General features: G+C 58.2%; 18 protein-coding genes. 15 read left to right on the forward strand and 3 right to left on the reverse strand.

Features of this window, described 5'->3' with window-relative positions; genetic code table 11:
* The first annotated feature begins 355 nt into the window (after window positions 1-355).
* Entirely contained in the window at window positions 356-1,621 is a 1,266-nt protein-coding gene (locus ACUTSC_RS16970) for an MFS transporter (RefSeq protein WP_445653468.1), read from the forward strand.
* Window positions 1,622-1,657: 36 nt separating this feature from the next.
* On the forward strand, window positions 1,658-2,467 hold the full coding sequence (locus tag ACUTSC_RS16975) for a MoaF C-terminal domain-containing protein (protein WP_197768450.1): 810 nt from the start codon (window positions 1,658-1,660) through the stop codon (window positions 2,465-2,467).
* A gap of 1 nt (window position 2,468) precedes the next feature.
* Here the strand turns inward: ACUTSC_RS16975 and lldD are convergent, their stop codons facing one another.
* The 3 genes from lldD to ACUTSC_RS16990 all read right to left on the reverse strand — a co-directional run bounded on the left by lldD (window position 2,469) and on the right by ACUTSC_RS16990 (window position 6,478).
* Window positions 2,469-3,608 (reverse strand): FMN-dependent L-lactate dehydrogenase LldD, encoded by a 1,140-nt coding sequence (lldD, locus tag ACUTSC_RS16980; RefSeq protein ID WP_197768449.1) that lies wholly within the window; start codon window positions 3,606-3,608, stop codon window positions 2,469-2,471.
* Window positions 3,609-3,650: 42 nt separating this feature from the next.
* Window positions 3,651-5,234: a lactate permease LctP family transporter gene (locus tag ACUTSC_RS16985; RefSeq protein ID WP_197773492.1), complete on the reverse strand. Its 1,584-nt coding sequence runs from the start codon at window positions 5,232-5,234 to the stop codon at window positions 3,651-3,653.
* A gap of 323 nt (window positions 5,235-5,557) precedes the next feature.
* Entirely contained in the window at window positions 5,558-6,478 is a 921-nt protein-coding gene (locus ACUTSC_RS16990; RefSeq protein WP_197768447.1) for a LysR substrate-binding domain-containing protein, read from the reverse strand.
* Window positions 6,479-6,904: 426 nt separating this feature from the next.
* Between ACUTSC_RS16990 and ACUTSC_RS16995 the strand changes: the two genes are divergently transcribed.
* The 13 genes from ACUTSC_RS16995 (at window position 6,905) to ACUTSC_RS17055 (ending at window position 22,572) form a co-directional block, all read left to right on the forward strand.
* The gene (locus ACUTSC_RS16995; RefSeq protein ID WP_087763657.1) at window positions 6,905-7,108 is read left to right on the forward strand and encodes a DUF4762 family protein; all 204 of its coding nucleotides are present in this window, start codon (window positions 6,905-6,907) and stop codon (window positions 7,106-7,108) included.
* A gap of 176 nt (window positions 7,109-7,284) precedes the next feature.
* Complete coding sequence (locus ACUTSC_RS17000) at window positions 7,285-7,950, forward strand: DsbA family protein (protein ID WP_197773491.1); 666 nt, start codon at window positions 7,285-7,287, stop codon at window positions 7,948-7,950.
* Window positions 7,950-8,894 carry an ABC transporter gene (locus ACUTSC_RS17005; protein WP_197768445.1) on the forward strand — a complete coding sequence of 315 codons (945 nt, stop codon included), beginning with the start codon at window positions 7,950-7,952 and terminating at the stop codon, window positions 8,892-8,894. The genes ACUTSC_RS17000 and ACUTSC_RS17005 overlap by 1 nt, the downstream gene beginning before the upstream one ends.
* 19 nt (window positions 8,895-8,913) lie before the next feature.
* Entirely contained in the window at window positions 8,914-11,037 is a 2,124-nt protein-coding gene (locus ACUTSC_RS17010) for a peptidase domain-containing ABC transporter (protein ID WP_445653469.1), read from the forward strand.
* 40 nt (window positions 11,038-11,077) lie between these two features.
* On the forward strand, window positions 11,078-12,202 hold the full coding sequence (locus tag ACUTSC_RS17015) for an efflux RND transporter periplasmic adaptor subunit (RefSeq protein WP_445653481.1): 1,125 nt from the start codon (window positions 11,078-11,080) through the stop codon (window positions 12,200-12,202).
* Entirely contained in the window at window positions 12,192-14,150 is a 1,959-nt protein-coding gene (locus tag ACUTSC_RS17020) for an ABC transporter permease (RefSeq protein WP_445653470.1), read from the forward strand. Before ACUTSC_RS17015 ends, ACUTSC_RS17020 begins: the two co-directional genes overlap by 11 nt.
* The gene (locus ACUTSC_RS17025) at window positions 14,147-15,526 is read left to right on the forward strand and encodes an efflux transporter outer membrane subunit (protein WP_443002904.1); all 1,380 of its coding nucleotides are present in this window, start codon (window positions 14,147-14,149) and stop codon (window positions 15,524-15,526) included. Before ACUTSC_RS17020 ends, ACUTSC_RS17025 begins: the two co-directional genes overlap by 4 nt.
* Before the next feature lie 2 nt (window positions 15,527-15,528).
* Entirely contained in the window at window positions 15,529-16,782 is a 1,254-nt protein-coding gene (locus tag ACUTSC_RS17030) for a beta-ketoacyl-[acyl-carrier-protein] synthase family protein (RefSeq protein ID WP_197773488.1), read from the forward strand.
* A gap of 11 nt (window positions 16,783-16,793) precedes the next feature.
* Window positions 16,794-17,036 (forward strand): acyl carrier protein, encoded by a 243-nt coding sequence (locus ACUTSC_RS17035; RefSeq protein WP_087763662.1) that lies wholly within the window; start codon window positions 16,794-16,796, stop codon window positions 17,034-17,036.
* A 555-nt stretch (window positions 17,037-17,591) separates the two neighbouring features.
* A complete protein-coding gene (locus ACUTSC_RS17040; protein ID WP_443002905.1) occupies window positions 17,592-18,140 on the forward strand; it encodes a tyrosine-type DNA invertase in 549 nt (182 codons plus the stop codon).
* A gap of 480 nt (window positions 18,141-18,620) precedes the next feature.
* On the forward strand, window positions 18,621-19,142 hold the full coding sequence (locus ACUTSC_RS17045) for a fimbrial protein (protein WP_197773486.1): 522 nt from the start codon (window positions 18,621-18,623) through the stop codon (window positions 19,140-19,142).
* 96 nt (window positions 19,143-19,238) lie between these two features.
* Window positions 19,239-19,916 carry a fimbria/pilus periplasmic chaperone gene (locus ACUTSC_RS17050; RefSeq protein ID WP_197773485.1) on the forward strand — a complete coding sequence of 226 codons (678 nt, stop codon included), beginning with the start codon at window positions 19,239-19,241 and terminating at the stop codon, window positions 19,914-19,916.
* Window positions 19,917-20,022: 106 nt separating this feature from the next.
* On the forward strand, window positions 20,023-22,572 hold the full coding sequence (locus tag ACUTSC_RS17055) for a fimbria/pilus outer membrane usher protein (RefSeq protein ID WP_445653471.1): 2,550 nt from the start codon (window positions 20,023-20,025) through the stop codon (window positions 22,570-22,572).
* Window positions 22,573-22,577 lie beyond the last annotated feature (5 nt).

A 22,577-nucleotide genomic window follows, 5' to 3' on the forward strand; every position in this document is an offset into this window, starting at 1 on the left:
CATCCATGCATAAGAAGGAATTAAGTTTTATTTATTAACCTGTTTATAAATCACGGTGTTTTGGCTTTTTCGATAAAAGTAAAAAGTGCCGGGTAATTTTATTTAAATCAGTAAAAACATAATATTGATTTATTTTCATGTCATTCGCGCTCTGTGAAAAATACCTGATTTGCCACCCCGTCGTCGTTTTCAACGGCCGTTTGACATGCCCGTTACTTGAGATAAGTTTATATCGTTAATATGTTAATGAGTTGTTATCGTGACCGATGGCCAATGTTTCTCTTGGCCGAGCGCTTAACCGACTTATGCCATGGCCGTTCGCCATTCATAAGTTAACTTATGGACTAATGACGCTATGAATAATTCGCCAGGACAGCGCTCGCGATTGAGCGAAGAGAACCGATTGCTGATCATTTTGTTTTTCGTGTTCGGCTGCGTATTCGTCGATCGCCTGACCATCTCTTTCCTGTTTCCGATGATTGCCGCCGATTTGAAGCTGAGCAACGTGCATCTTGGTACGTTGTCGGCGGTGCTGGCATTGACCTGGGCGTTGTCCGGCGCCGGGCTGGGGGCGATTGCCGATCGCTTTAATATCCGTAAACCGATGCTGATCCTGTCGATCCTGGTGTTTTCGCTGTTCTCCGCGCTGTCGGGGCTGGTCAGCGGTTTTGCCATGTTATTGATCTTCCGCGCGCTGATGGGGATCGCCGAAGGGCCGGTGTTGCCGATCGCACAATCGCTGATGGTGGAAAAATCGCAGCCGCAGCGCCGCGGCTTTAATATGGGGCTGATCCAGGGGGCGGCGCCGGGATTGTTGGGCGGTATTATCGCGCCGCCGCTGATCATCTATCTGGCACAGAAGTGGGGCTGGAGCATGGCGTTCCACCTGACCGCCGTGCCGGGCATCATTCTGGCGTGGCTGATCTATCGCTATGTGAACGGCAAGAAGGATCCCGCTTTCAGCGCTGCGCCGGCGACCGGCAAGGCGGCGAACAAAGGCGCTTACGGCGAGCTGTTTAAAATCAAGAACGTGGCGCTGTGCATTCTGATCTCCTGCGTGTTCGTCACCTGGTTCATGATCATCATTACCTTCACTCCTAATTTTTTGGTGACCGACCGTGGCTTCGGTGAAGGCACGATGGGCGGCATCATGAGCGCCATCGGCGCCGCCTGGGTATTCTGGGGCGTGGCGGTGCCGTCGATCTCCGATCGCCTCGGCCGCAAGCCGACGCTGATCTTCTTTTCGCTGCTGGCGGTGTGCTGCCCACTCTTTCTGAGCTACGTCGATAACCCGTGGCTGCTGGGCGTACTGGTGTTCCTGTCTTATACCGGCCTTGGCTGCTTCACGCTGTTTATGGCCACCATCCCGTCGGAAACGGTGTCGCCGGCCCGCATCGCGACCGCGTTGGGGCTGGTGATGGGGATTGGCGAGGTGATTGGCGGCTGTCTGGCGCCGTTTATCGCCGGGCTGATCGCCGATCGCTACGGGCTGGTCAGCGTGATGTGGCTGGCGGCCGCGGGCGCCGTGTGCGCCGGCGTACTGAGTTGTTTTCTCGATGAAACCGCACCCGCGGTGGTGAGCCGCAGAGCGGTAAAACCGGCGGGCGTCGCCGACGTTTGAGGCGGTTTTCATCCCATTCAATCAAGGAGAGCGAAGATGTCAGCTGAACAATCCGTACTGAATCAAAATGCCGAGCCGGACTGGAAGAATTACGACGATTTCGCGCGCGGTATCGACACTAATCGGCTGCCGGGCACCCAGGACTGGCGGGGCAAAACGCTGCAGATCGCCTTTGAAAAAGACGGGGAAATCACGCTGCGCTTCAGTGCCGATCGGCAACGGGTGCTGTGGGCCTGGGGAGGGGAGAGCGGTGAGGACGCTTACGAAGAGGTGCAAACCTCCGCCGCGCGCTATTTCTTCAATATTCCGCTGCAGTCGCCGGGCAACGAGTGCCTGACGCTGGTACTCAATCGTGACAGCGGCCGGGCGCTGCTGGTGCGCAGCACGCTGTTGCCGGAACAGACGGTGGAAAAGGGCTCGCGCCTCAAGCAAAGTTTCCACGTCGGCCGGATTGTCGGCGTCACGCCGGGTGGCACCGCGCCGCATCTGACCCGCGAGCTGATCGGCTATCGTACGCTGAACGTCTACAGCCCCAACCACTATTACGAACACTTCTACGTCAACACCGAGCGCTACGCCTGGCAAAACCTGCGCGGCGAGCAATTCGGCCACGGCGACATGGACTACGCCACCTACTACAAGTTTGAGGACGAGATGTTCCTGTTCACCTTCCGGGAAAAGATTATCCCGGTGTGCTCGGTGTTCTTCTTCGACTTTATCTCCGGGCGCTGCACCGGCACCTTCCTCGGGCTGGACGCCGCCGGCCGGGTGTTGGTGTCACCGGCCGGGGCCTTCATCAGCAAAATGAGCTATAACGCCTACCCGGAAGGCGTGCAGCCGCTTTGATTCAGGCGTTTCTGACCAGCGATCCGGCGTTGATCTCCGCGATGGTTTTCGCGCCGGTGAGCGTCATGGCGACGCGCATTTCCTTGTCGATCAGATCCAATAAATTAGCCACCCCGGCTTCGCCGGCCGCCGCCAGCGCATAGACGAAGGCACGTCCCAGCAGCACGGTGTCGGCGCCCAGCGCGATCATGCGCACCACATCCAGGCCGCTGCGGATGCCGGAGTCGGCCAACAGGGTAATGTCGCCTTTCACCGCGTCGGCGATCGCCGGCATGGCCCGCGCGGTCGACAGCACGCCGTCCAACTGGCGGCCACCGTGGTTGGAGACAATGATGCCGTCGGCGCCGAAGCGCACCGCGTCTTTGGCGTCTTCCGGATCCAGAATGCCTTTGATGATCATCGGGCCGTCCCAGAATTCGCGGATCCACTCCAGATCTTTCCAGGAAATCGATGGATCGAAGTTGGCGCCCAGCCAGCCGATGTAGTCTTCCAGGCTGGTGGGTTTGCCGCGGTAGGCCGAGACGTTACCCAGATCGTGCGGCTTGCCGAGCAGGCCGACATCCCAGGCCCACTGCGGATGCGCAAACGCCTGCAGCACGCGGCGCAGGGCGGCGTTAGGCCCGCTCATCCCCGAGTGGGCGTCGCGGTAACGGGCGCCCGGCACCGGCATGTCGACGGTAAACACCAGCGTTTTCACGCCGGCGGCCTTGGCGCGCTCCAGCGCATTGCGCATAAAGCCGCGATCTTTCAGCACGTAAAGCTGGAACCACATTGGCCGATCGATTGCCGGCGCTACCTCTTCGATCGGGCAGACCGACACGGTGGACAGCGTGAACGGAATGCCTTTTTTGGCCGCGGCGCGCGCGGCCTGCACTTCGCCGCGGCGGGCGTACATGCCGGTCAACCCCACCGGCCCCAGCGCCACCGGCATCGCCATCTGCTCGCCGAACAGCGTGGTCTCCAGACTGAGTTCGGACATATTGCGCAGCACGCGCTGGCGCAAGGCAATATCGGCCAGATCTGCGGTATTGCGCTTCAGCGTATGTTCCGCGTAGGCCCCGCCGTCGATGTAGTGAAACAGAAACGGTGGCAGTTTGGCCTGGGCGGCGGCCCGGTAGTCGGTTGACGCGGAGATGATCATAGTGTTTACCTTCTTGTCTTGCTTGCGATAACGAGTATTCAGTCAGAGCGTGAGGATCGCTGCCATACCGGCCGCAATCCCGCCGTACGCCAGCATCGGCAGCACGGTCTTTCTGATGATTTTGCCTTCGGCGTTGCCGATCCCGAGGATCGAACAGACGGCGATAATATTGTTCAGGCACACCATGTTGCCCATGGCGCCACCGACGGACTGCAAGGCCAGCGTCAGATTGACGTCAAGGCCGCTGCTCTGGGCGATCGACTGCTGAATGCCGCCGAAGGTCAGGTTCGAGACGGTATTGGAACCGGAGAAGAACGAGCCCAGCGCGCCGAGGAACGACGAGAACAGCAGCCAGCTCTCGCCGGTCAGCGCCGCCAGCGCTTTACCGATCAGGATCACCGGCGCATTGTCGCCGCCCTGCATCATCAGGTTGACCATCACCAGCGCGCCGAACAGGGCGATAAAGGGCCGCGCGATGCGCCCGCCGGTTTCACTGAACATTTGCCGCACCTGGCCGCCATTCAGACGGAACAGCGGGATACACAGCAGCACCACCAGCAGGAACGGGATCAGCGCCGGGACATACAGCGTTTTGTAGCCGGCGGCGGCGGAGGTGCCCAGCACCTGCTGCAGTTCGACGATCAGCGCCCGGCTGATGCGCAGCTCCCCGAGCCAGCCGAGGTTTTCCTGCCACAGCAGCGCGGTGTTGTTGAGCAGCGCCTTCAGGCCCAGCTGATGGACACGCGTCACTATCAGAATAGCAATCAGCAGCAGGGTCGGGGTCATGGCCTTGACCACTTGCAAGAACGGCACCACCTGCCCGGCGCTCTGCGATTTGTCGCTACGGGCAAGGCCGATGCCGCCGCGCGCCAACAGTACCGAGAGCGCCAGGCCGATCGCGCCGCCGACCAGCGCCGGGAATTCATAGTTCACCTGAGCCAGCAGCAGATAGGGCACGGTGCAGCTCAGCACGCTGAGCAGGATAAACGGCAGGTTGCGGCGGATATCCTGCCAGGAAACGATAAAGCGCAGCGCCAGCAGAGGAATGACGAAGCCGGCGACGAAGTGGATCAGCGCGGTCTGCCGGCCAATTTCCAGCAGGCTGGCGTCCGACAGGCCGAGATTGGCAAAGCCGAACCAGGTGGGGGTGCCCACGGCGCCGAAGGAGACCGGCACCGAGTTCATCACCAGCGTCAGCAGGGCGACGCGCAGCGGGTTGAAGCCCAGCCCGACCAGAATCGGCGCGGCGATGGCGGCGGGGGTGCCGAAGCCGCTGGCGCCTTCAATCATAAAGGCGAAGGCCCAGCCGATAATCATCAGCTGGGCCACGGGATTGGGGCTGATGGTTTCCAGCCAGCGGCGCACCACGTTTTCCGCGCCGCTTACCTGCATCAGTTTGTTGAGCAGGATAGCGCCGGCGATGATAGTGATCGGCGTCAGCGTCGACACCAGCGCGGTGATGATATTGGCATGCAGCAGCCGCAGCGAGGCATCGAACCACAGGAGCTGTACGGCATACACCACGGCGGCCGTCAGCGGCAGGGCGAGGTAAGAGGGCACGCCATTCCTTTTGGTCATCATCCAAATCAGCAGGATGATGGGCGCAATACTGAAAAGCAGGGGCATAAGATCCTCAGGGTTATTATTTTTATGGGCAGAGACATGTAGCTGAAAGGTTAATTAGCGCAACATTTTCATTCTAATCACAACGTTGGCGACGATGCCATGCGGTATTTTTTTAACATCGGCGAACGGCGCCGGCGGTGGGAAACTGGCCGGCAGAAGGGGTTAAATTAACTGCTTAAAAATCATAATGATAAGAAGTATTTTTGTGTGATGAATGCGCAGGCTCACATTAATTAAGCGGTAATGTTCAATAGATTATGTCCAAAAATGCGGTAATCCCCGCGGTCTTTTGCGGCCGCAGGGAAATAATCAGAGGGAAAAATTCAAAAATAGTGGCTGATATTTTGGTAGGAACCGATGATATGTTCGATCAGCAGGCGGGTTTTTAACGGCAGATTGCGGGTGTAAGGATAGACGGCGTATATGCCCAATACCTTGCCGCAGTGGCCGGCCAGGATCTCCGTCAGTTTGCCGTCCTGCAAATCTTCATACACCATGCAGCGCGGCACCATGGCGATGCCGTGGCCGCCGATCACCGCTTTGCGGATCGCTCGCGCATTGTTGGCCGACAGGTTGCCGTTAACCTGCAGCTCGTAGATCTCGCTGCGCCCCGGCCGTTTCATCAGCCAGTTGGCGGTGCCGCTTTCCTGGTAGGTGTAGGTCAGGCAGTTGTGGTCGAGCAGGTCTTCGGCGCTGCGCGGTTCCGGGTGGCTTTCCAGGTATCCCGGCGAGCAGACGATCACCCAGCGGGAATCGAAGATCGGCCGGGCAATCAGGCTCGAATCCGGCATGGTGCCGGTGCGGATCGCCAGATCGATACCTTCTTCCACCAGATCGACAAAGCGATTTTCCAGCCGCATCTCGACTTTCAGGTTGGGGTGCAGAGCGCAAAATTCCGCCACGCTCTCGCTCAGCAGCAGCTCGCCCGAGATGGTCGGCACCGACATGCGAATGGCGCCGGTCAATTCTTCGCTCTTTTCGCTGACGGCGTACAGCGCCTCCTGCACTTTGGCGCCGATCTCTTTGGCCTGCTGGTAGAGCGCCTGGCCGCTTTCGGTCAGCGTCAGGCTGCGGGTGGTGCGGTACAACAGCCGGGCGCCCAGCGATTTTTCCAGCCGCCCGATGCGTTTGCTGACCACCGAGCTGGTGATGCCGGCGCTCTCGGCGGCCTTGCTGAACGAGCCGCAGTCGACAATCAGGGCAAACAGAATCAGGTCGTTGGCGTATTCGTGAGTGGCGAGCATGGGCATCCTGTAGAGTGAGAGTCCTGTTGCCCAGTGTAAATCCGGCGCGGCAGGAAGCAATCTTTTCAGCGTGTTGCACGTCATTGCCAACTGGTCAGATCTGATTTTTTCTTATTTTATTTTTCATTTTATTGAGAATTATCCTTTTTTGTTTTCCTTGCTGTAACAGGAGTTGGTCTGGCTTTCTTGTTTTTGGTCCAATTTAAATTGGAATAGTCCCGTAATCGAGGGTTACTTATTCGATTAACTTTAACTTACAGTGTAAATAATTGTATTGATCTGCTCGTTTGGTATGGCTATGCTTTTTCCCGAAGTGCTCTCATCGTTATTAATTAGATGGTTTTAAAATGTATTGAAAAATTGCTCTGTCTGCCGACAGAGTAATGGGTAGTGTGTTTATATTTTAATATATATAAGGATATTGTAATGAAGAAAATCAATCTGTCAGAAGCGGGAAACATCGTCGGCGGTACTTTTGTTTGTACCAAGGAGTTTGCCTGGGTGGGCAGCGGCAATAACCGCACCTGCCAGCTGGTCACCACCTGTGCCGATAAGTTTGGCGGTGTGAGAAAGACTTATCACCCGGCGCCGGTAGCAAGCTGCCCGTCTAACCCAACCACGCCAAGCTGAGGCGGGTTAATCCCCTGCATTTAGATTAGCGGTGGGCAGGCGGGCAGCGTTCGCGCTGGCCCGCCTGATACCGGGCGAAAAGTCATCTTTACGTTCTCATTATTTACAGTATTAACTCTTTTTCATGTATTCACCCTGCCGGGTGAGTATTAATATATGCACAGGATGCGTCCGTTATGTATAAACGTCCCTTGCTTTTTATCAGCTATACGCTCGTTATTATTTTTGCCTCTTCTTTTCTGACCGCCTTTTATTTTAAACATTACGTCATGCAACCGCCGGAGGCAGAAAGCCTGAGCTTTATCGCCCCGGAAAAAATCGAGCAAAGCCCGTTGCAAGACGATAATACCATTGTCGAAGTCTTCTCTTATGCCTGCCACTATTGTGAAGTCAACGAAAGCGGCGTGACCGAGCTGGAAAAAAGTTTACCGGCGGGGGCCAAATTGGTGCGTTTGCACCTCAGCGACGACAGCCAAGCCGGTATGGCGGCCTTTGCGCCCCTGTTCGCCACGCTGACGATCATGGGGATCGAAGCGCAGCATCGCCCCGCCGCTTACCGCGCCATTATCAAAGAAAACCTCAACCTGGCGGACGACAAACAGCTCAGCGCCTGGCTGACGGCCAACGGTATCGATGAGGCCGCCTATCAGCAGGCCAGAGAGTCAGAGCGGGTCAAAGAGCTGTTGGCGTATATGACGGCAGTGAGCCGTTATTACCAGATCAACGCGACCCCCAGTTTTATCGTCAATCGCAAATGGCTGGCGCTGCAAGATCGTGAGTTTTCCGCTTTCAGCCGGCAGCTGCTATCGCTGCTGCAGCACGATAAGCCGCTGGCCCCGTGATGCGCCTGCTCGCGGTTCGGGGGTATTTGGCCTGGCGTAACGGCCTGGACGCAATGGCTCGCTTCTCGGCTGCCGGTGCCGGGATGAGCAACCGCCTGACGTGTGCGCTGCTGCGGCGTGTGGATTATCGCCTGTGGCTGGCGGTGTGCCGGCGGTTGAGAGGAAGCAGACCGCAGCGTCGCTTTCGCCACCGGCATGCGGTAGCGCTGGCGAATCGCCAAAGCCTGTTGGGTGAGGGCAAGTTGGATTTCGCCTGGCTGATGCAGCGGCGGCAGTGGCTGGATGTCGCGGCGGTCTATGCCCGCAATGCGGTGTTGATGAATCATTTGGCGGACTGTTCTGCGCAGCTTGATCGGGTCGTGGCGCCGCTGCATCGTGCGGGCGTGCCGGTGTTGCTGGCGCCGATGCATACGGTCTCCGACGTGTTGGCGACGCTGGTCGGCGCGGGTGTTTATCCCGGGCGGGCAACGGTGATCGTTTCCGGTGATGTGCAGGCGTTTGCGCGGCGATCGCCGGAAAACGAATGGCGGCAGCGGCTCGACTATTGCTCGATTCACGACGATCCGCGGCATATCGCCGGCACCTTGTCGCAGGCGATGCTGGAAGCGGCGGAACATCGGCGCAACATCATCCTTTTCCCGGACATCACGCCTGATTACACCCTGAACGGCAAGCAAGGTGCTGCGGCCAAACTGGCCTGCCATCTGTTCGGCCGGCCGGCGCATTTGCACAGCGGTATCGTTCGGCTTTCCCGGGCGTTGCGGGCTCAGGTGGTGTGCTATTCGCTTTATTTCGATCGCGGCATCCGCATTCACATTGAAGAACCGATCGTTGCAGAGCAGGTCGGCCTCGCCATGCCGGCGATCGTTGAGCGCACCCTCCGGCAGCATGCAGATGATTGGCTGCTATGGCATTCGCACTCTTTATTTTTTATTAACGAATAAGTCAGGGATATCACTACGTATGGAAAACACCCTTCCTACGCCGGTCTTGCAGAGCGAAATCAATGAGTGCGGGCTGGCCTGTATCGCCATGCTGGCGGAAACTCAGGGCATTCGCGCTCCGTTGACGGAACTGCGGGAGCGTTATCCCGCTTCGCAGCACGGCACTTCGCTGGCGACGCTGTGCGCCATTTTGGGAGAGCTGGCGCTACCGGCTTATCCGGTGGCGTTTGAGCATCAGGATCTGGCGGCGCTGCCTTTACCGGCCATTTTGCATTACGGCGCAGGCCACTATGTGTTGCTGGCGTATCGCCAGGGGGGGTACGTATGCGTAATGAATCCGGCATTGGGGCAGCAACTGCTGCCGTACGCTGCCCTGAAAGCGGAAATCAGCGGCTATGCGTTGGTGCTGGATCGCGATGAGATACCGGCTGGTGCACCGGCCCCGCGCAGCGGCCGCCGGCGCGCTTTCGCCAGCTTAAGCCTGAAGGATACCGCCAGCATCGCCGGCATTTATCGCCTGGCGGCGATGACGTTTTTTATCTCGCTGACGCTGTTCATCATGCCGATGATGGTCGCCAGCGCGATCAATCAGGTGTTCGCCATGGCCGGCGAGGTCGCGTTCCCTTACGCCTACTATCTGCTGGCGTTCGTGGCGTCCACGGCGTTGGCGCTGATTGCACGCACCTTTACCGAACGTTTCATCAAAAATTTCGTGTTGTTGCACGGCGCCGCCGGGTTTTCTCGCCTGCTGGAAAATTCGCTGAACTTCTTCAGTAAGCGCGCGCCCGGCGAGATCTTCAGCCGTTTCACCAGCTGGCAAATGGCCGCCGGCCAGAAGATCGAGCTGGACAACGGCCTGCGCACCGACTGGATTATCGGCGCCATCGCGCTGGCAGTGATGTGTTATCTGAGCCCAATGCTGGCGCTGGTGCCGGTTGTCGGTGTGCTTCTGATGGGGGCGGTCAGCGTGTGGGCCATCTACCGCGATCGCCACTACACCCAGCAGTTGCAGGTGCGAGGCGCGGTGCAAAATGACTTTATCCTGGAAACCATTCAGGGTTTTTCGACCATCAAATCCGCCGGTCTGGCCGGCCAGCGGCAGGAAGGGTTCGCCGAACATGCCCGTTCGCTGTTCAATTGCCTGCAGCAGCAAAAGATCTACGAGCAGATAAAGGGCAGCATTTACCAGCTGATAGGCAGTCTGGAGATGGTGTTGTTCATGCTGCTGGCGTTGCCGCTGCTGAAGGAGGGTGAGCTCAGTCTGGGGGCATTCTTCGCCTACAGCTTTCTGCGTGAAATCTTTACCTCGTACAGCAGCAAGATCTTTTTCGCCGTTTTGCAGAAAAACCAGCTGCACGTCATCGATGAACGTGCGCGGGATCTGTTTCCCGCGGCATCCCCTCGCACCGGGCCTGACGACGAAAGCGTGAATCATTTTGAGGCGCGGTTGGCGTATCGGGGGATGAGTTTCGCTTACGACGCCGGCCAACCGGTGTTGCGTGACTTGTCGCTGACGCTGGAACGGGGGGAGTGTATTGCCATCTGCGGCGGTTCCGGCGCGGGCAAAAGCACGTTGCTGAAGGTGCTGGCCTGCCTGCTGACGCCGCAGCAGGGGGAGTTGAGTCTGGATGGGCGCATACTGGCAAACGCCGCCGCGCAGCGGCTGTTCTTCCTGCAAAGCCAGGAGGACATTCTGTTCAATGCCTCGGTGTTGCAGAACATCACGCTGTTCGCGCCGTCGGCGCCGGGCCAGCAACGGCAGGTGGAACAGGCGCTGCGCAGCTTGGGGTTGGCGGACGCGGTGTCGCAGCTGCCGGGGGGCGTGAATGCCCTGGTGCGGGAGAGCCATGCCGGGCTGTCGCTGGGGCAACGCCAGCGTCTGTTGCTGGCGCGCGCCATGTACAGCCGTTGCCCGGTGTTGGTGCTGGACGAGCCGACGGCGAATCTGGATGAAAAGACTGCGGCGACGGTGATGTCGGCTCTGGTGGCGCATTGCCGTGAAAATCGTAAAACCCTGGTGACGGTCACCCATAATCCGCGGCTGTTGCCGTTGTTCGATCGGGTCTTGCGCATGTCTCAGGGGCGGCTGGTGCCTGAATTCCCCCATGACGTCAGGATGAATGATTGTGCTGCGGTGGAGTGACGCCCCCGGAAAGAGAGGCTGGCGGCGAGTGGCGCTGGCGATGGGCGTTTTGGTGGCGTTGGTTGGCGGGCTGTCGTTGCTGAATCGGCCTCCTGACATGCAACCACCGCAAACGGCGCGCGTCGAGCGCGGTGACATCGAAAAAAGCGTGTTGGCGACCGGGATTCTGAAACCGCTTCGGCAGGTGAACGTTGGCGCACAGGTCAACGGGCAGTTGAAAAAACTGTATGTCAAACAGGGGGACAGGGTGACCCAGGGGCAGCTGTTGGCCGAGATAGATCCGACGCTGCAGCTTAACGAACTGCGCAAGTCACAGGCCGAATTACGCAGCGCGCAGGCGCAGAAACTGGCGAGTCAGGCGCAGCTGAAGCAGTACCAGATGGAGCTGACGCGGCAAAGGGCGCTGGCGCGCGACCGCGCCGGCGTGGCCAGCGATTTGGAAAAAGCGCAAGCGCAGCGCGACGCGCAACTGGCGCAGTTGAAAGTGAACGAGTCGCAGATCGTCCAGGCTGAAGTGGCGCAGGAAACCGCCAGGGCCAATCTGGCTTTTACCCGTATTACCGCCCCTATCGATGGCGAGGTGCTGGGCATCGTCACCCAGGAAGGACAAACCATCGTCTCGTCGCAAAGCGCACCGACCATTTTGGTGATGGCAGACGTGGATACGATGATGGTGCATACCCGCATATCGGAAAATGACATCTTGCAGGTGAAGACGGGGCAGCCGCTGTGGTTTTACGTCGCCGCCGAACCCAGCCGCCGATATGAGGGGGCCATGGGCGCGATACAGCAGGCGCCGGCGGAGGCGCTGGAAACCGACCCACTGGGCAGGAATTCAAGCCAGCAAACGGCGGCGGTGTATTACAACGGCGTGTTTGCCGTCGCCAATGGCGAACGCCGACTGCGCACCTCGATGACGGCGCAGGTATTTATCATTACCGAACGCGCGCAGGGAGTGGTGCGGGTGCCGATGGCTGCGCTGGGCGCGGCATTGGATGAAGGGGATTACCTGGTCAAGGTGTTGGAAGGTGGGCAGACCGTGGTACGCCGAGTGCGTATCGGTACCCGCGATCGTCGCTATGCCGAAGTGCTGGAAGGGCTGAACGCAGGGGAGCGGGTGCTGCTGGAGCAGCAGCCTGACGAGGAGGACGGCCATGTCAGCTAACGCCGAGCCCATTATCGCGTTGGAAAACGTCTCGCGCGAGTTTCAGTCCGGGGAGCAGAAAATTGCGGTCCTCAAGCGCGTATCCCTGAGCATTCAGCGGGGGGAAATGGTCGCTATCGTCGGCGCCTCCGGTTCTGGAAAATCGACGCTGATGAACATTATCGGCTGTCTGGACAAGCCTTCTCAGGGCGATGTGCACATCAACGGGGTGGCTATCGGGCAAGCCGACGGCGATCGCCTGGCGCAGCTTCGCAGCCGGCATATCGGCTTTATCTTCCAGCGCTATCATCTGATGCCCTATCTGACCGCCGGCGAGAATGTGGCGATCCCGGCGCTGTATACCGCCATGCCGGCCGCAGAACGCCGCCAGCGGGCAGCGCATTTGTTGACTCGGCTCGGGTTGGCGCAGCGCGGCGGTCATCGCCCGGCGCAGCTTTCCGGTGGGCAACAGCAGCGGGTCAGTATTGCCCGCGCCCTGATGAACGGTGCGGAAATCATCTTGGCCGATGAACCGACCGGCGCGCTGGATAGCGCCAGCGGTCAGGCGTTGATGGCCATTTTGCACGAACTGAACGCGGTCGGGCATACCGTCGTCATCGTGACGCACGATCGGCGGATCGCCGAGCAGGCACGGCGGATCATTGAGATCGGCGACGGCGAGATCGTGGCGGATCGTCGCCATGAGGCCTCCCGACATCATTCTACGTTCGAACGGCCGCTACCGCCGGTGGCACCCCTGAAGCGCATGGCACCGGGCGTAGCGCTGAAAGAGGCTGTCGGTATGGCCTGGTGGGCATTGCTGGGGCACCGGGTCCGGGCAGTGTTGTCGATGCTCGGCATCATTATCGGCATTGCGGCGGTGGTCTCCGCCATCGCCATCGGAGAAGGCACACGGCGTAATATTCTCAAGGAAATCAGCCAGCTTGGCACCAGCACGTTGGAGATTCGCCCTGGCCTCGGGTGGGAAAAATCGCGCCCCGATTTTGCGCGTTCGCTGAGCGCGCGCGATGCTGCATTGTTGGCGGCGCTGCCTTACGTCGACAGCGTCTCGCCGGTGATCGGCACCCAACTGCTGGCCGTCCGCCAAGGCAAACAGGTGCCACTCGCCGTGATGGGCGTCGGCGAAGGGTATTTCCGCACGCAGGGCATTCGCCTGCTTTCCGGTGGCCTGTTTACCGCGCAGGATCTGAGTGAGCGTGCACCGGTAGCGGTGATTGATCCCTTGTTAAAGCAGGCGCTGTTTTCTTCCCGGCAAGACCCGGTAGGCGCGGTAGTGCTGATAGCGGGCGTGCCTTATCGGGTGATTGGCGTCGCGCAGCGCCGCGGCGCCCAATATGCCGGTTCTCAACCGCTTGCCTGGCTGCCCTATACCTCCCTCACCGGCCGCATCGCCGGCGATATGCCGCTGAAGTCCATTGTGATGCGAGTGAATGAAAAACTGACGCTGGAAGAGGCGGGAAGGGATGTGACCCGGCGTTTGATGGTGGAACACGGGCGGCGGGATTTCTTCACCCTGACCGACGATCAGCTGACGCAATCCATTCAGCGCGCCTCAGACTCCATGCAGTTGCTGATTACTGCGATTGCCGCCATCTCGCTGCTGGTGGGCGGCGTGGGGGTAATGAACATCATGCTGGTCTCGGTGACGGAACGGACCCATGAGATCGGCATTCGATTGGCGGTGGGCGCCGCTGAGAGGGACATTATGCGGCAGTTTCTGATCGAGGCGGTGGTGATCTGCAGCCTGGGGGGCGTGTTGGGGATCGCCTGTGCCGCGCTGGTTAAAGGGGCTCTGAGCGGATTGGCGCCGCAGGTAACGATGATCTTTACCTGGCCGCCGTTGCTGCTGGCCTGCGGATTCTCGGCGTTGATCGGTGTCGGGTTCGGGTTCTTTCCCGCTCGCACCGCCGCGCGCCTGCAGCCGGTGGAGGCGCTGGCGCGAGAATGAGCCGACTTTGGGTTTGCGGGCTGGTGATGCTGTCGCTGAGCGCCTGCGGATGGCGGCCGATCGACGCCACGGCGCCACCGTCGTTGCCGCCGCAGTGGCGCGTGGTCGATGAGCGCTCCGGTTCACTGCGCGCGGGCATCGCCTGGTGGGAAAACTTCAACGATCCGCAACTGTCGGCGCTGATCGACAGCGTGCTGATCGCGAATCAGGATCTAGCGCTGGCCGGATTGCAGTGGCGTGAGGCCATGTTGGAGGCCGGGTTAGCGCAGGGCAATTTGACGCCGGATCTGGCCGCCAGCCTGAGTGGCCGCAATACCCGAGCGTTGCGGAGCACTGCTACGCCGCAGGAAAGCTACCGTGCAGGGCTTTCTCTGAGCTATGAACTGGATTTATGGGGCAAGCTGGCGCGCATTCGCGAACAGGCTGAATGGCAGGCCGTCGCCTCGGCGTTGGACCGGCGCAATACCGCGTTGACCTTGATCGGCGCGACCGCGCGCGGGTATTGGCAGATTGCCGATTTGAATCAGCAAGTCATCCATCAGCAACGGATGGTGACGATCGCGCGTGAAACTTTGCGGCTGGTGGCGGCACGTTACACCGCGGGCGACGTTGGCCGATTCGAGCTGTTACAGGCGGAACAGAACCTGTTGGCGCGAGAGAATCAGCTGCATGAGCTGGAGCGGCAGCGGGAAGACGCGCGTAACTCGTTGGCGTTATTGTTCGGGCGATCGCCGCTGCTGCGCTATAGCGAACGGCGTTCGTTGCCGCTTGAAGAGGTGGCTGTCGTGCAGCGCCAGCCGGCGAAGGTGATTGCGCGCAGGCCGGATGTTCAGGCGGCAGAGCGCCGCCTGAGAGCGGCGCTGGCCGGTGCAGAGGCGGCCAGATTGAGTTTTTATCCGGCGCTGAGTCTGGAGGCCGGGTTGGATGCCGGCAGCGGGCTTTTCCGCCGGTGGTTCAGTGAACCTTCGCGTTCGCTGGGGGCCACGTTGACGCTGCCGTTTATCGAATGGCGCAAGATGCGTTTGTCCAGCGAAAAAGCGGCGTTGCAGGCGCAGCGGGCGGAGATTCAATTTCGCGATGCAGTCTACCGCGCGCTGGCCGATGTGGACAACGCCATGCGACAGCGCCTGGAAGCGCAGCGGCAAATCGGCAATCAGCGGCGGCATCTGGCGATGAGCCGACAAGCCGTGGCGTTGGCGCGGCATCAATATCAGGCCGGTTCCGTCGCGCTGCAAACGCTGCTGGATGCGCAAGAGGCGGTGTTGACCAGCGAAAATTCGCTGTCGGCGCTGCAATACCGCTACCTGAACGCCACGATGCAGCTCTGGCTGGCGCTGGGCGGCAACGAGGCTTTCGCATCGGGGCAAGGAGAATAAGCATGGAGAAAATAAGGCGAGTGGTGGTCACCGGTTACGGTGCCGTCACCGCGCTGGGCGGCAACGCGCAGCAAAACTGGCAGGCTATCATGGCCAGCCGTCTGGCCTATCGCTATCACGATAAATCGGCGGCGGGGATCCACGCGCGCTTTTTTGCTTTGCTGGAGTCTGAACCGCCGCTGGAGGGCGTTGCTGCACGGGTAAGTCGCCGGCTACCCAGATTCGCCAGGTTGGCGCTTGCCGCCGCCGCGGAGGCGATCGAAATGGCGTTTTCATCCTCTTACAGGGAGCCTACGCACTTTTATTCGTCGTTAGAGTGCGGGGCAATTATCGGCAGCGGCTGGGGAGGGCAGGATGAGATCATGCAAAACAATGCGGACTATCTGCAATCCGGATTGGGGCAGTTGTTTGGCTGTTTTCACGCGATGCCCAATATCGCGACCGCCATATGCGGCCAGCATTGGCTGCTACGGGGTTATCAAGGCTCGCCGGCGGCGGCCTGTGCGACCGGCGGCATCGCGATTGGCGATGCGTTTGAGGCGATTCGCAGCGGCCGCGCCGCAATGATGCTGGCCGGCGCGTCGGAGTCGCTGAGCGGCAACGGTGCGATCTGGAATATGGATGCGTTGCGTTTGTTGAGTCGAGAGCAGAAGGATATCACCAAAGCCAGTTGCCCGTTCAGCCGGGATCGCAACGGTTTCGTCCTGGCGGAAGGGGCCGCCGTGTTATGCCTTGAGGAACGGGAAGCGGCTTTAGCGCGTGGTGCGACGATCCTGGGGGAGATCAAAGGGTACGGCAATTTTTCAGACGCTTTCGATCTTACCGCCCCGGCAGAGGATCAGCAGGCGAAAGTGAAAACCATACGACGGGCTTTAGAGCAGGCGCAGCTCGACAGTCATAAAATCGACTATATCAATGCGCATGGCACCTCGACGCTGCAAAACGATGTGAGCGAAACCGAGGCGATCAAGGCGGCACTGGGGCGCGATGCTTACCGCACGCCGATTTCCAGCACGAAATCCTATACCGGGCACCTGCTTGGCGCATCCGGCAGTTTTGAGGCCATCGTCTGTCTGCAAGCGTTACAGCAACAAATGATGCCGGCAACCTGCCATTTGCACGAGACCGATCCCGAATGCGATCTTGATTATATTCGCGAGGGACATCGGCATGGTCGTCTGCGTAATGTCATGAGCCTCAGCTTCGGTTTCGGCGGCGCCAATGCGGCGCTGGTATTTGGTTATCACAATGAATAACGGTAGGGCCTATGGAAAAGTATCATCGGTTATATGAGACGATTTGCGGCATGTTGTATGAAGCCAGAGGGCTGGAGAGAACGCAGCTGTCGGCAGATATACCGTTGCAACAGCTTGGGCTGGACAGTCTGGATTATATGGAGCTGATGCTGGTGGTTCGGCGAGAATTCGGCATTACGCTCACTGCGGAAATGCTGATCGAGCACCCTGAGTTGACCCTCGGCGAATTGTGCCACGTGATAATCCGTCAATAATTTCATCCCCCCAGGCGATCGCTTACTAGGGTCAGGCCTGGGTTTTTTTGTCTGTTGTGACTTCCATTTCATCCTTCCCGCTTCCTGCTTCACTCTGTTATCGATATCTATAAATATTAATGCTTATCCGTCAGGTTAATATGAGCCAGTGATGGTGTTTTTTTATTCGATTTTTGGCGGCGTTATGAATGACGAGCGTTAATGACGTGGCGATATTTTTTAGGAATATTCTTTGTTTTGCCGGTTAATTTATCAATCTCACTCTACATTGTGCTTGCTAGTGATAATGCAAGCTAAAGAAAATAGGGGCAATGCGGCCTCATTATTTATGATACAGCCGGAAACCTGCGCAGCTCATTCTCGCGAGCGATTCACAGGGGCGATTGATGGCCGTGATAATAACGGCTGTCACGCTGTTCGCATTCGGCAAATCCGCTATACTCCGCGCTGGATGCAGGAACCTATCCATAAGCCAGGGGCTGCCCTGAGTGTCCATTGTGGTGACGTAAAAGGAAAATGACAGCCACATTTTTCCGAGCAAAGTAATGAGGTTGTATGTCTAATCGTAAACATCTGACGCCTTCCGAAGTGGAGAGACTACTTGAGGTCACGCTGCAGGGAAAGAATCCAGAACGCGATTATTGTTTGATTTATATGTGTTTTATTCATGGGTGCCGCGCCAGCGAAATAGGGGGATGGCGTTTATCGGATCTCGATCTGGAAGGCGGTAATATCTATGTACATCGGTTGAAAAATGGCTTTTCCACCGTCCATCCGCTCTATCTGCGCGAAAGACAATGTCTGCGGCGCTGGTTGGATAAACGTCAGCGGCACCGCTGGGCCGATCAGGAGTGGCTGTTCCTTTCCAACCGCGGTGGCCGTCTGTCGCGCCAACGTATTTACGGGTTGATTCGCTATTACAGCAAGGTGGCCAAATTGGAGGTCAACGCTCACCCACATATGCTGCGGCATGGCTGCGGATTTGCATTGGCGGATCGCGGTATCGACACCCGTTTAATTCAGGATTACCTCGGGCACCGAAATATCCAGAATACGGTGATTTATACCGCCAGCAATGCACAGCGCTTTAAGGAAATTTGGTAAGTGTGATTTAAGTTAATAACGTTAAGGAGTCACTTTGAACTAAACTGAAACATACTGTAAGGACGCATAAAAACAATGTCAATATTCCCATGCCCCCTTTCCTGTTTAAAGGTTGATTTCATCTAAAAACAGTAACTTGTGATTCCTTCTCGTGTCATGGCTCCCCTCTGGTTCTAAGTAAAATCCTAATCAAAGATCCACGACGTTAAATCATTGAGTTAACACCTTGGTTTTTTAGTCTGATTTATCAGGCATTCACCACTCTATTGGTTTTAAATTCCGACAAATGAATGTTTATTGGTTTTAAAAACCAAAGGAGTCACTTTAGTTCAAAATGAATCGTTTGGGTGAATAAGCCCGAAGCCATTAATCAGTCTGGCTAAGGCCCTTTACATTCATAGAACTAAATAAAAGGAATGACATTAAGGATATGTCGGAAATAAACCCATGCATATTTTGCATAATTTTAAGGAAAGTAGGATGAAAAAGAATCTGTTGGCTGTAGCTGTGTTGACCGCGTCCGCATTTATCCCCTCTGCATTTGCTGCTGACGGCGCGCTGAATATCACTGGCACCATTACCGATCAGTCTTGCACCGTCGATCCGGACTCCCAGAACAAGCAGGTCTCTCTGGGTAAGATCGCTAAAGACGCATTCACCCTGTCTAAAACCGCCGGCGCCAAAGCCTTCAACCTGGTGCTGAAAAACTGCCCGGCCACCGTCACCGGCGCCACCGTGCGTTTTGACGGTACTCAGGTGCAGGGGCAGTCCGGGCTGTTGCAACTGACCGGTGCCGGCAGTGCCGGGGTCGCGGGCGGTATTGGCGTACAGCTGCTGGACGACGGCAGCAACGTGCTCAATATCGGCAACGATTCCCGCGTCTATACGCTGGCAGAGAACAAAGACAACGTTCTGGGCTTTGTCGCGCGCTATTTCGCTTATGACGACGTTTCCGTCGGTAGCGCCAACGCTACGGCCAACTTCACCATCGTTTATCAGTAAGGCTATGCCGTCACGGCGGCGAAACAGTTAGAAAAATGAGCCAGAGGGCGTGTTCTCTGGCTCTTGTTCATCGGTGATGGGAACGGGAAGAAAGAGATGAAAGCTGGATACTTTGCGCTGACGGCGGCGTTGGTGATGACGCTTTGGGCTCCGGTACAGGCCGGCGTGGTAGTGGGTGGAACGCGCCTCATCTACGACGGCGGTAAAAAAGAGTCTGCTCTGAATATCAACAATCCGGATGCGGTGCCTTATCTGATCCAATCCTGGGTCGATGCGCAAGAAGGCGATAGCGCAAAAGCGCCTTTTATTATCACGCCGCCGCTATTTCGTTTGGACGGCGGTCAAAATAACCTGCTGCGCGTGGTACGTGCGGGCGGCAATTTACCGACGGACAGAGAGTCGCTGTATTGGCTGAATGTGAAAGCCATTCCTTCGGTGGAAAAGAAAGAGAACACGCTGCAAATTGCGATCAAGACCCGCATCAAGCTGATTTATCGCCCGCAGGGACTCGCCGGCAATCTGGAAGAGGCTGCCGGTAAAGTGACGTGGCGGCGCAGCGGCGATCGTTTGCAGGTGACCAACCCTTCTCCCTACTACCTCACCTTTTTCAATTTGAAGCTGAATGGCCGCGCCATTACCGGCAACACCATGGTAGCGCCGCAGGCGAGCGCCAGTTTCCCGCTGCCGACGGCGAGCGGCGCAGGTGGCAGCCTGAGCTGGCAAATCATTAACGACTATGGCGGCACCGGCCAGACCTTCACCAGCACGTTATAACCGGGCCGCGGTGCGTGTTTTTTTGCTCCGGGATAACGCTGGAGCAGGGGTTCGGCTTACCTGATTTTTCGTCGAGCCGAGCCAATCGGGACAGGGAGTTAAAAGGATGAATAACCCGAATTGCATTGGTTTACCAGGAGCGCGATCGGTTCTTGCCGGCTTGATGTCTTGCCAGGTGGCGCTGCTGAGCCCGATCGGCACGGCTCATGCACGCGATTATTTCAACCCGGCGTTGCTGGAAATTGATAATCCGGCGCTGCGCGGTGCCGATCTCTCGGTGTTTGAGGAGAACAGCAGCCAGGCGCCCGGGAACTATCGGATCGATCTTTACCTGAATGGCGAACAGATCGACAGCCTTGACGTCGAGTTCCGGCTTATGCCGGGAGCCGGCGGCAAGCAAACACTACAACCTTGTTTCAGCACGGAAAAATTGGCTGAATTGGGCGTCAGGGTTGCCATGTTCCCGGCGATGGTGCCCGGGGATAGCTGCGTCAACCTGGCGCAGGCCATTCCACAGGCCTCTGCGGTATTCCTGTTCAATCAGCTGAGGCTGAATTTGAGCATCCCGCAAGCGGCACTACGCTTGAATGCGCGCGACTACGTTTCCCCGGATAAATGGGACTCCGGCATACCGGCGCTGTTGGTCAATTACAACTTCAGCGGCGCCAATAGCCAGATGCGCGACAGCGAACGGCAAAACAACAATAACTATTACCTCAATCTGCGCTCGGGCATCAACTGGGGCGCCTGGCGCCTGCGTAACTATTCGATCTGGAACCATTACACCGGCGCTTCTTCTTCCTGGCGTTCAATCAACACTTACCTGCAGCGCGATATCGTTGCGTTGCAAAGCCGCCTGACCCTGGGGGACGGCACAACGCCCAGCGATGTGTTCGATAGCGTGCAGTTCCGTGGGGGGCAGCTGGCCTCTGAGGACGACATCCTGCCGGACAGCATGAAAGGGTACTCGCCGGTAGTACGCGGGATCGCACGCACTAATGCACAAATAATCATCCGGCAAAACGGCTACGTGATTTATCAAAGCTATGTGCCGCCGGGGGCATTTGAAATTACCGATCTGTATCCCACGGGCGGCAGCGGCGACCTGAATGTGAACGTGCGTGAGGCTGATGGCCAGGAGCAGCATTTTGTGGTGCCTTACGCCGTGGTGCCGGTATTGCAGCGCGAAGGGCGGTTTAAATACAGCCTGACCAGCGGGAAATACCGTTCATACAGCGGCGGCGTTGATGAACGCCCGTTCAGCCAGGCAACCGGGATCTACGGTCTGCCGTGGGGGGCCACGCTGTATGGCGGCGTGCAGGCGGCCAGTAAATATCAGTCTCTGGCGTTGGGCTGGGGGCAGAATCTGGGGGCGATGGGCGCGCTGTCTGCCGATGTCACCCAAGCCTGGACCAAACAGGAAACTCGGCCGAAGGAACAGGGGCAATCATGGCGCCTGCGCTACGGTAAAAACTTCATTGAGACCGGTACCAACTTTAGCTTGGCCAGCTACCGCTATTCCACGCGCGGCTTTTATAACCTGCAAGAGGCGCTGGAGAGTTACGGCGGCAACAGTGCTATCTATAACGATCACAAGAAGAGCCGTGCCGAGCTGACGATGAGCCAGAGCCTGTGGGATTTGGGGGGGACGCTGTCGCTCAGCCTGTTTAACGAAGACTACTGGGACGAGAATCGCCGTTCGCAGTCGGTCACCCTCAGTTACAACAACAGCTGGGAAGCCGTCAGTTACGGGCTGAATTACACCTTCAACCAGAATGGCTACGACAGTAACGGCAATCGAAGCAACATCCGTGACCATATCGTGGCTTTCAACGTCAGCGTGCCGCTCAGCAAATGGCTGCCGGGCAGCTATGCCACCTACAACATGAACACCAGCCGCAATGGTGCCACCAGCAACAACCTCGGATTGAGCGGTACTGCCCTGCCGGGCAACAACCTGAACTACAGCATCAGCCAGGGCTATACCGGCCGGGGCGTAGGGGCGAACGGCAATATTCAGGCGGATTATAAAGGCGCTCTCGCCGAGTGGAACCTGGGTTATGACTACGATCGCCATCGGCAGCAGGTGAACTACGGCGTGCAGGGCGGCGTTCTGGTGCACCAAAACGGCGTCACGCTGTCGCAGCCGTTGGGCGATACGGTGGCGTTGGTGCAGGCGCCCGGTGCCGCAGGGGTTGATGTCCTGAACCAGACCGGGGTCAGCACCGACTGGCGTGGTTATGCGGTTGTACCTTACCTGACGCCTTATCGGCGCAATATCGTCGGATTGGACGGTGAATCTTTCGCAGAGGACGTCGACATGACGCTGAGCAGCCAAACGGTGATCCCAACCCGCGGCGCCGTGGTGCGCGCCCGCTTCAATCCGGACGTCGGCGCCCGTGTGTTGCTGACCTTGCTGACGCGCAGTGGCAATCCGGTGCCATTCGGTGCCACCGTCAGCACTCTCAACAGCCCCTCCGACAATGCCGCCATCGTCGGCGATGGCGGCCAGGTTTATCTGGCTGGCCTGGCGGAGAGCGGACGATTGCAGGTTAAGTGGGGCAATGACGCGGCTCAGCAATGTCAGGCCAACTATCAATTGGCTAATCAGCCCGAGGGCGGTGGGATTCGCCTCGTTAACGGGCAGTGTTTATAAGGTGC

The organism is Serratia sp. TSA_105.2 (assembly GCF_052692115.1).

Excerpts from the sequence above, each read along its gene's own strand:
- ACUTSC_RS16970 (WP_445653468.1), top strand. The coding sequence starts at position 356 with ATGAATAATTCGCCAGGACAGCGCTCGCGATTGAGCGAAGAGAACCGA.
- ACUTSC_RS16975 (WP_197768450.1), top strand. The coding sequence starts at position 1,658 with ATGTCAGCTGAACAATCCGTACTGAATCAAAATGCCGAGCCGGACTGG.
- lldD (WP_197768449.1), bottom strand. The coding sequence starts at position 3,608 with ATGATCATCTCCGCGTCAACCGACTACCGGGCCGCCGCCCAGGCCAAA.
- ACUTSC_RS16985 (WP_197773492.1), bottom strand. The coding sequence starts at position 5,234 with ATGCCCCTGCTTTTCAGTATTGCGCCCATCATCCTGCTGATTTGGATG.
- ACUTSC_RS16990 (WP_197768447.1), bottom strand. The coding sequence starts at position 6,478 with ATGCTCGCCACTCACGAATACGCCAACGACCTGATTCTGTTTGCCCTG.
- ACUTSC_RS16995 (WP_087763657.1), top strand. The coding sequence starts at position 6,905 with ATGAAGAAAATCAATCTGTCAGAAGCGGGAAACATCGTCGGCGGTACT.
- ACUTSC_RS17000 (WP_197773491.1), top strand. The coding sequence starts at position 7,285 with ATGTATAAACGTCCCTTGCTTTTTATCAGCTATACGCTCGTTATTATT.
- ACUTSC_RS17005 (WP_197768445.1), top strand. The coding sequence starts at position 7,950 with ATGCGCCTGCTCGCGGTTCGGGGGTATTTGGCCTGGCGTAACGGCCTG.
- ACUTSC_RS17010 (WP_445653469.1), top strand. The coding sequence starts at position 8,914 with ATGGAAAACACCCTTCCTACGCCGGTCTTGCAGAGCGAAATCAATGAG.
- ACUTSC_RS17015 (WP_445653481.1), top strand. The coding sequence starts at position 11,078 with ATGGGCGTTTTGGTGGCGTTGGTTGGCGGGCTGTCGTTGCTGAATCGG.
- ACUTSC_RS17020 (WP_445653470.1), top strand. The coding sequence starts at position 12,192 with ATGTCAGCTAACGCCGAGCCCATTATCGCGTTGGAAAACGTCTCGCGC.
- ACUTSC_RS17025 (WP_443002904.1), top strand. The coding sequence starts at position 14,147 with ATGAGCCGACTTTGGGTTTGCGGGCTGGTGATGCTGTCGCTGAGCGCC.
- ACUTSC_RS17030 (WP_197773488.1), top strand. The coding sequence starts at position 15,529 with ATGGAGAAAATAAGGCGAGTGGTGGTCACCGGTTACGGTGCCGTCACC.
- ACUTSC_RS17035 (WP_087763662.1), top strand. The coding sequence starts at position 16,794 with ATGGAAAAGTATCATCGGTTATATGAGACGATTTGCGGCATGTTGTAT.
- ACUTSC_RS17040 (WP_443002905.1), top strand. The coding sequence starts at position 17,592 with ATGTCTAATCGTAAACATCTGACGCCTTCCGAAGTGGAGAGACTACTT.
- ACUTSC_RS17045 (WP_197773486.1), top strand. The coding sequence starts at position 18,621 with ATGAAAAAGAATCTGTTGGCTGTAGCTGTGTTGACCGCGTCCGCATTT.
- ACUTSC_RS17050 (WP_197773485.1), top strand. The coding sequence starts at position 19,239 with ATGAAAGCTGGATACTTTGCGCTGACGGCGGCGTTGGTGATGACGCTT.
- ACUTSC_RS17055 (WP_445653471.1), top strand. The coding sequence starts at position 20,023 with ATGAATAACCCGAATTGCATTGGTTTACCAGGAGCGCGATCGGTTCTT.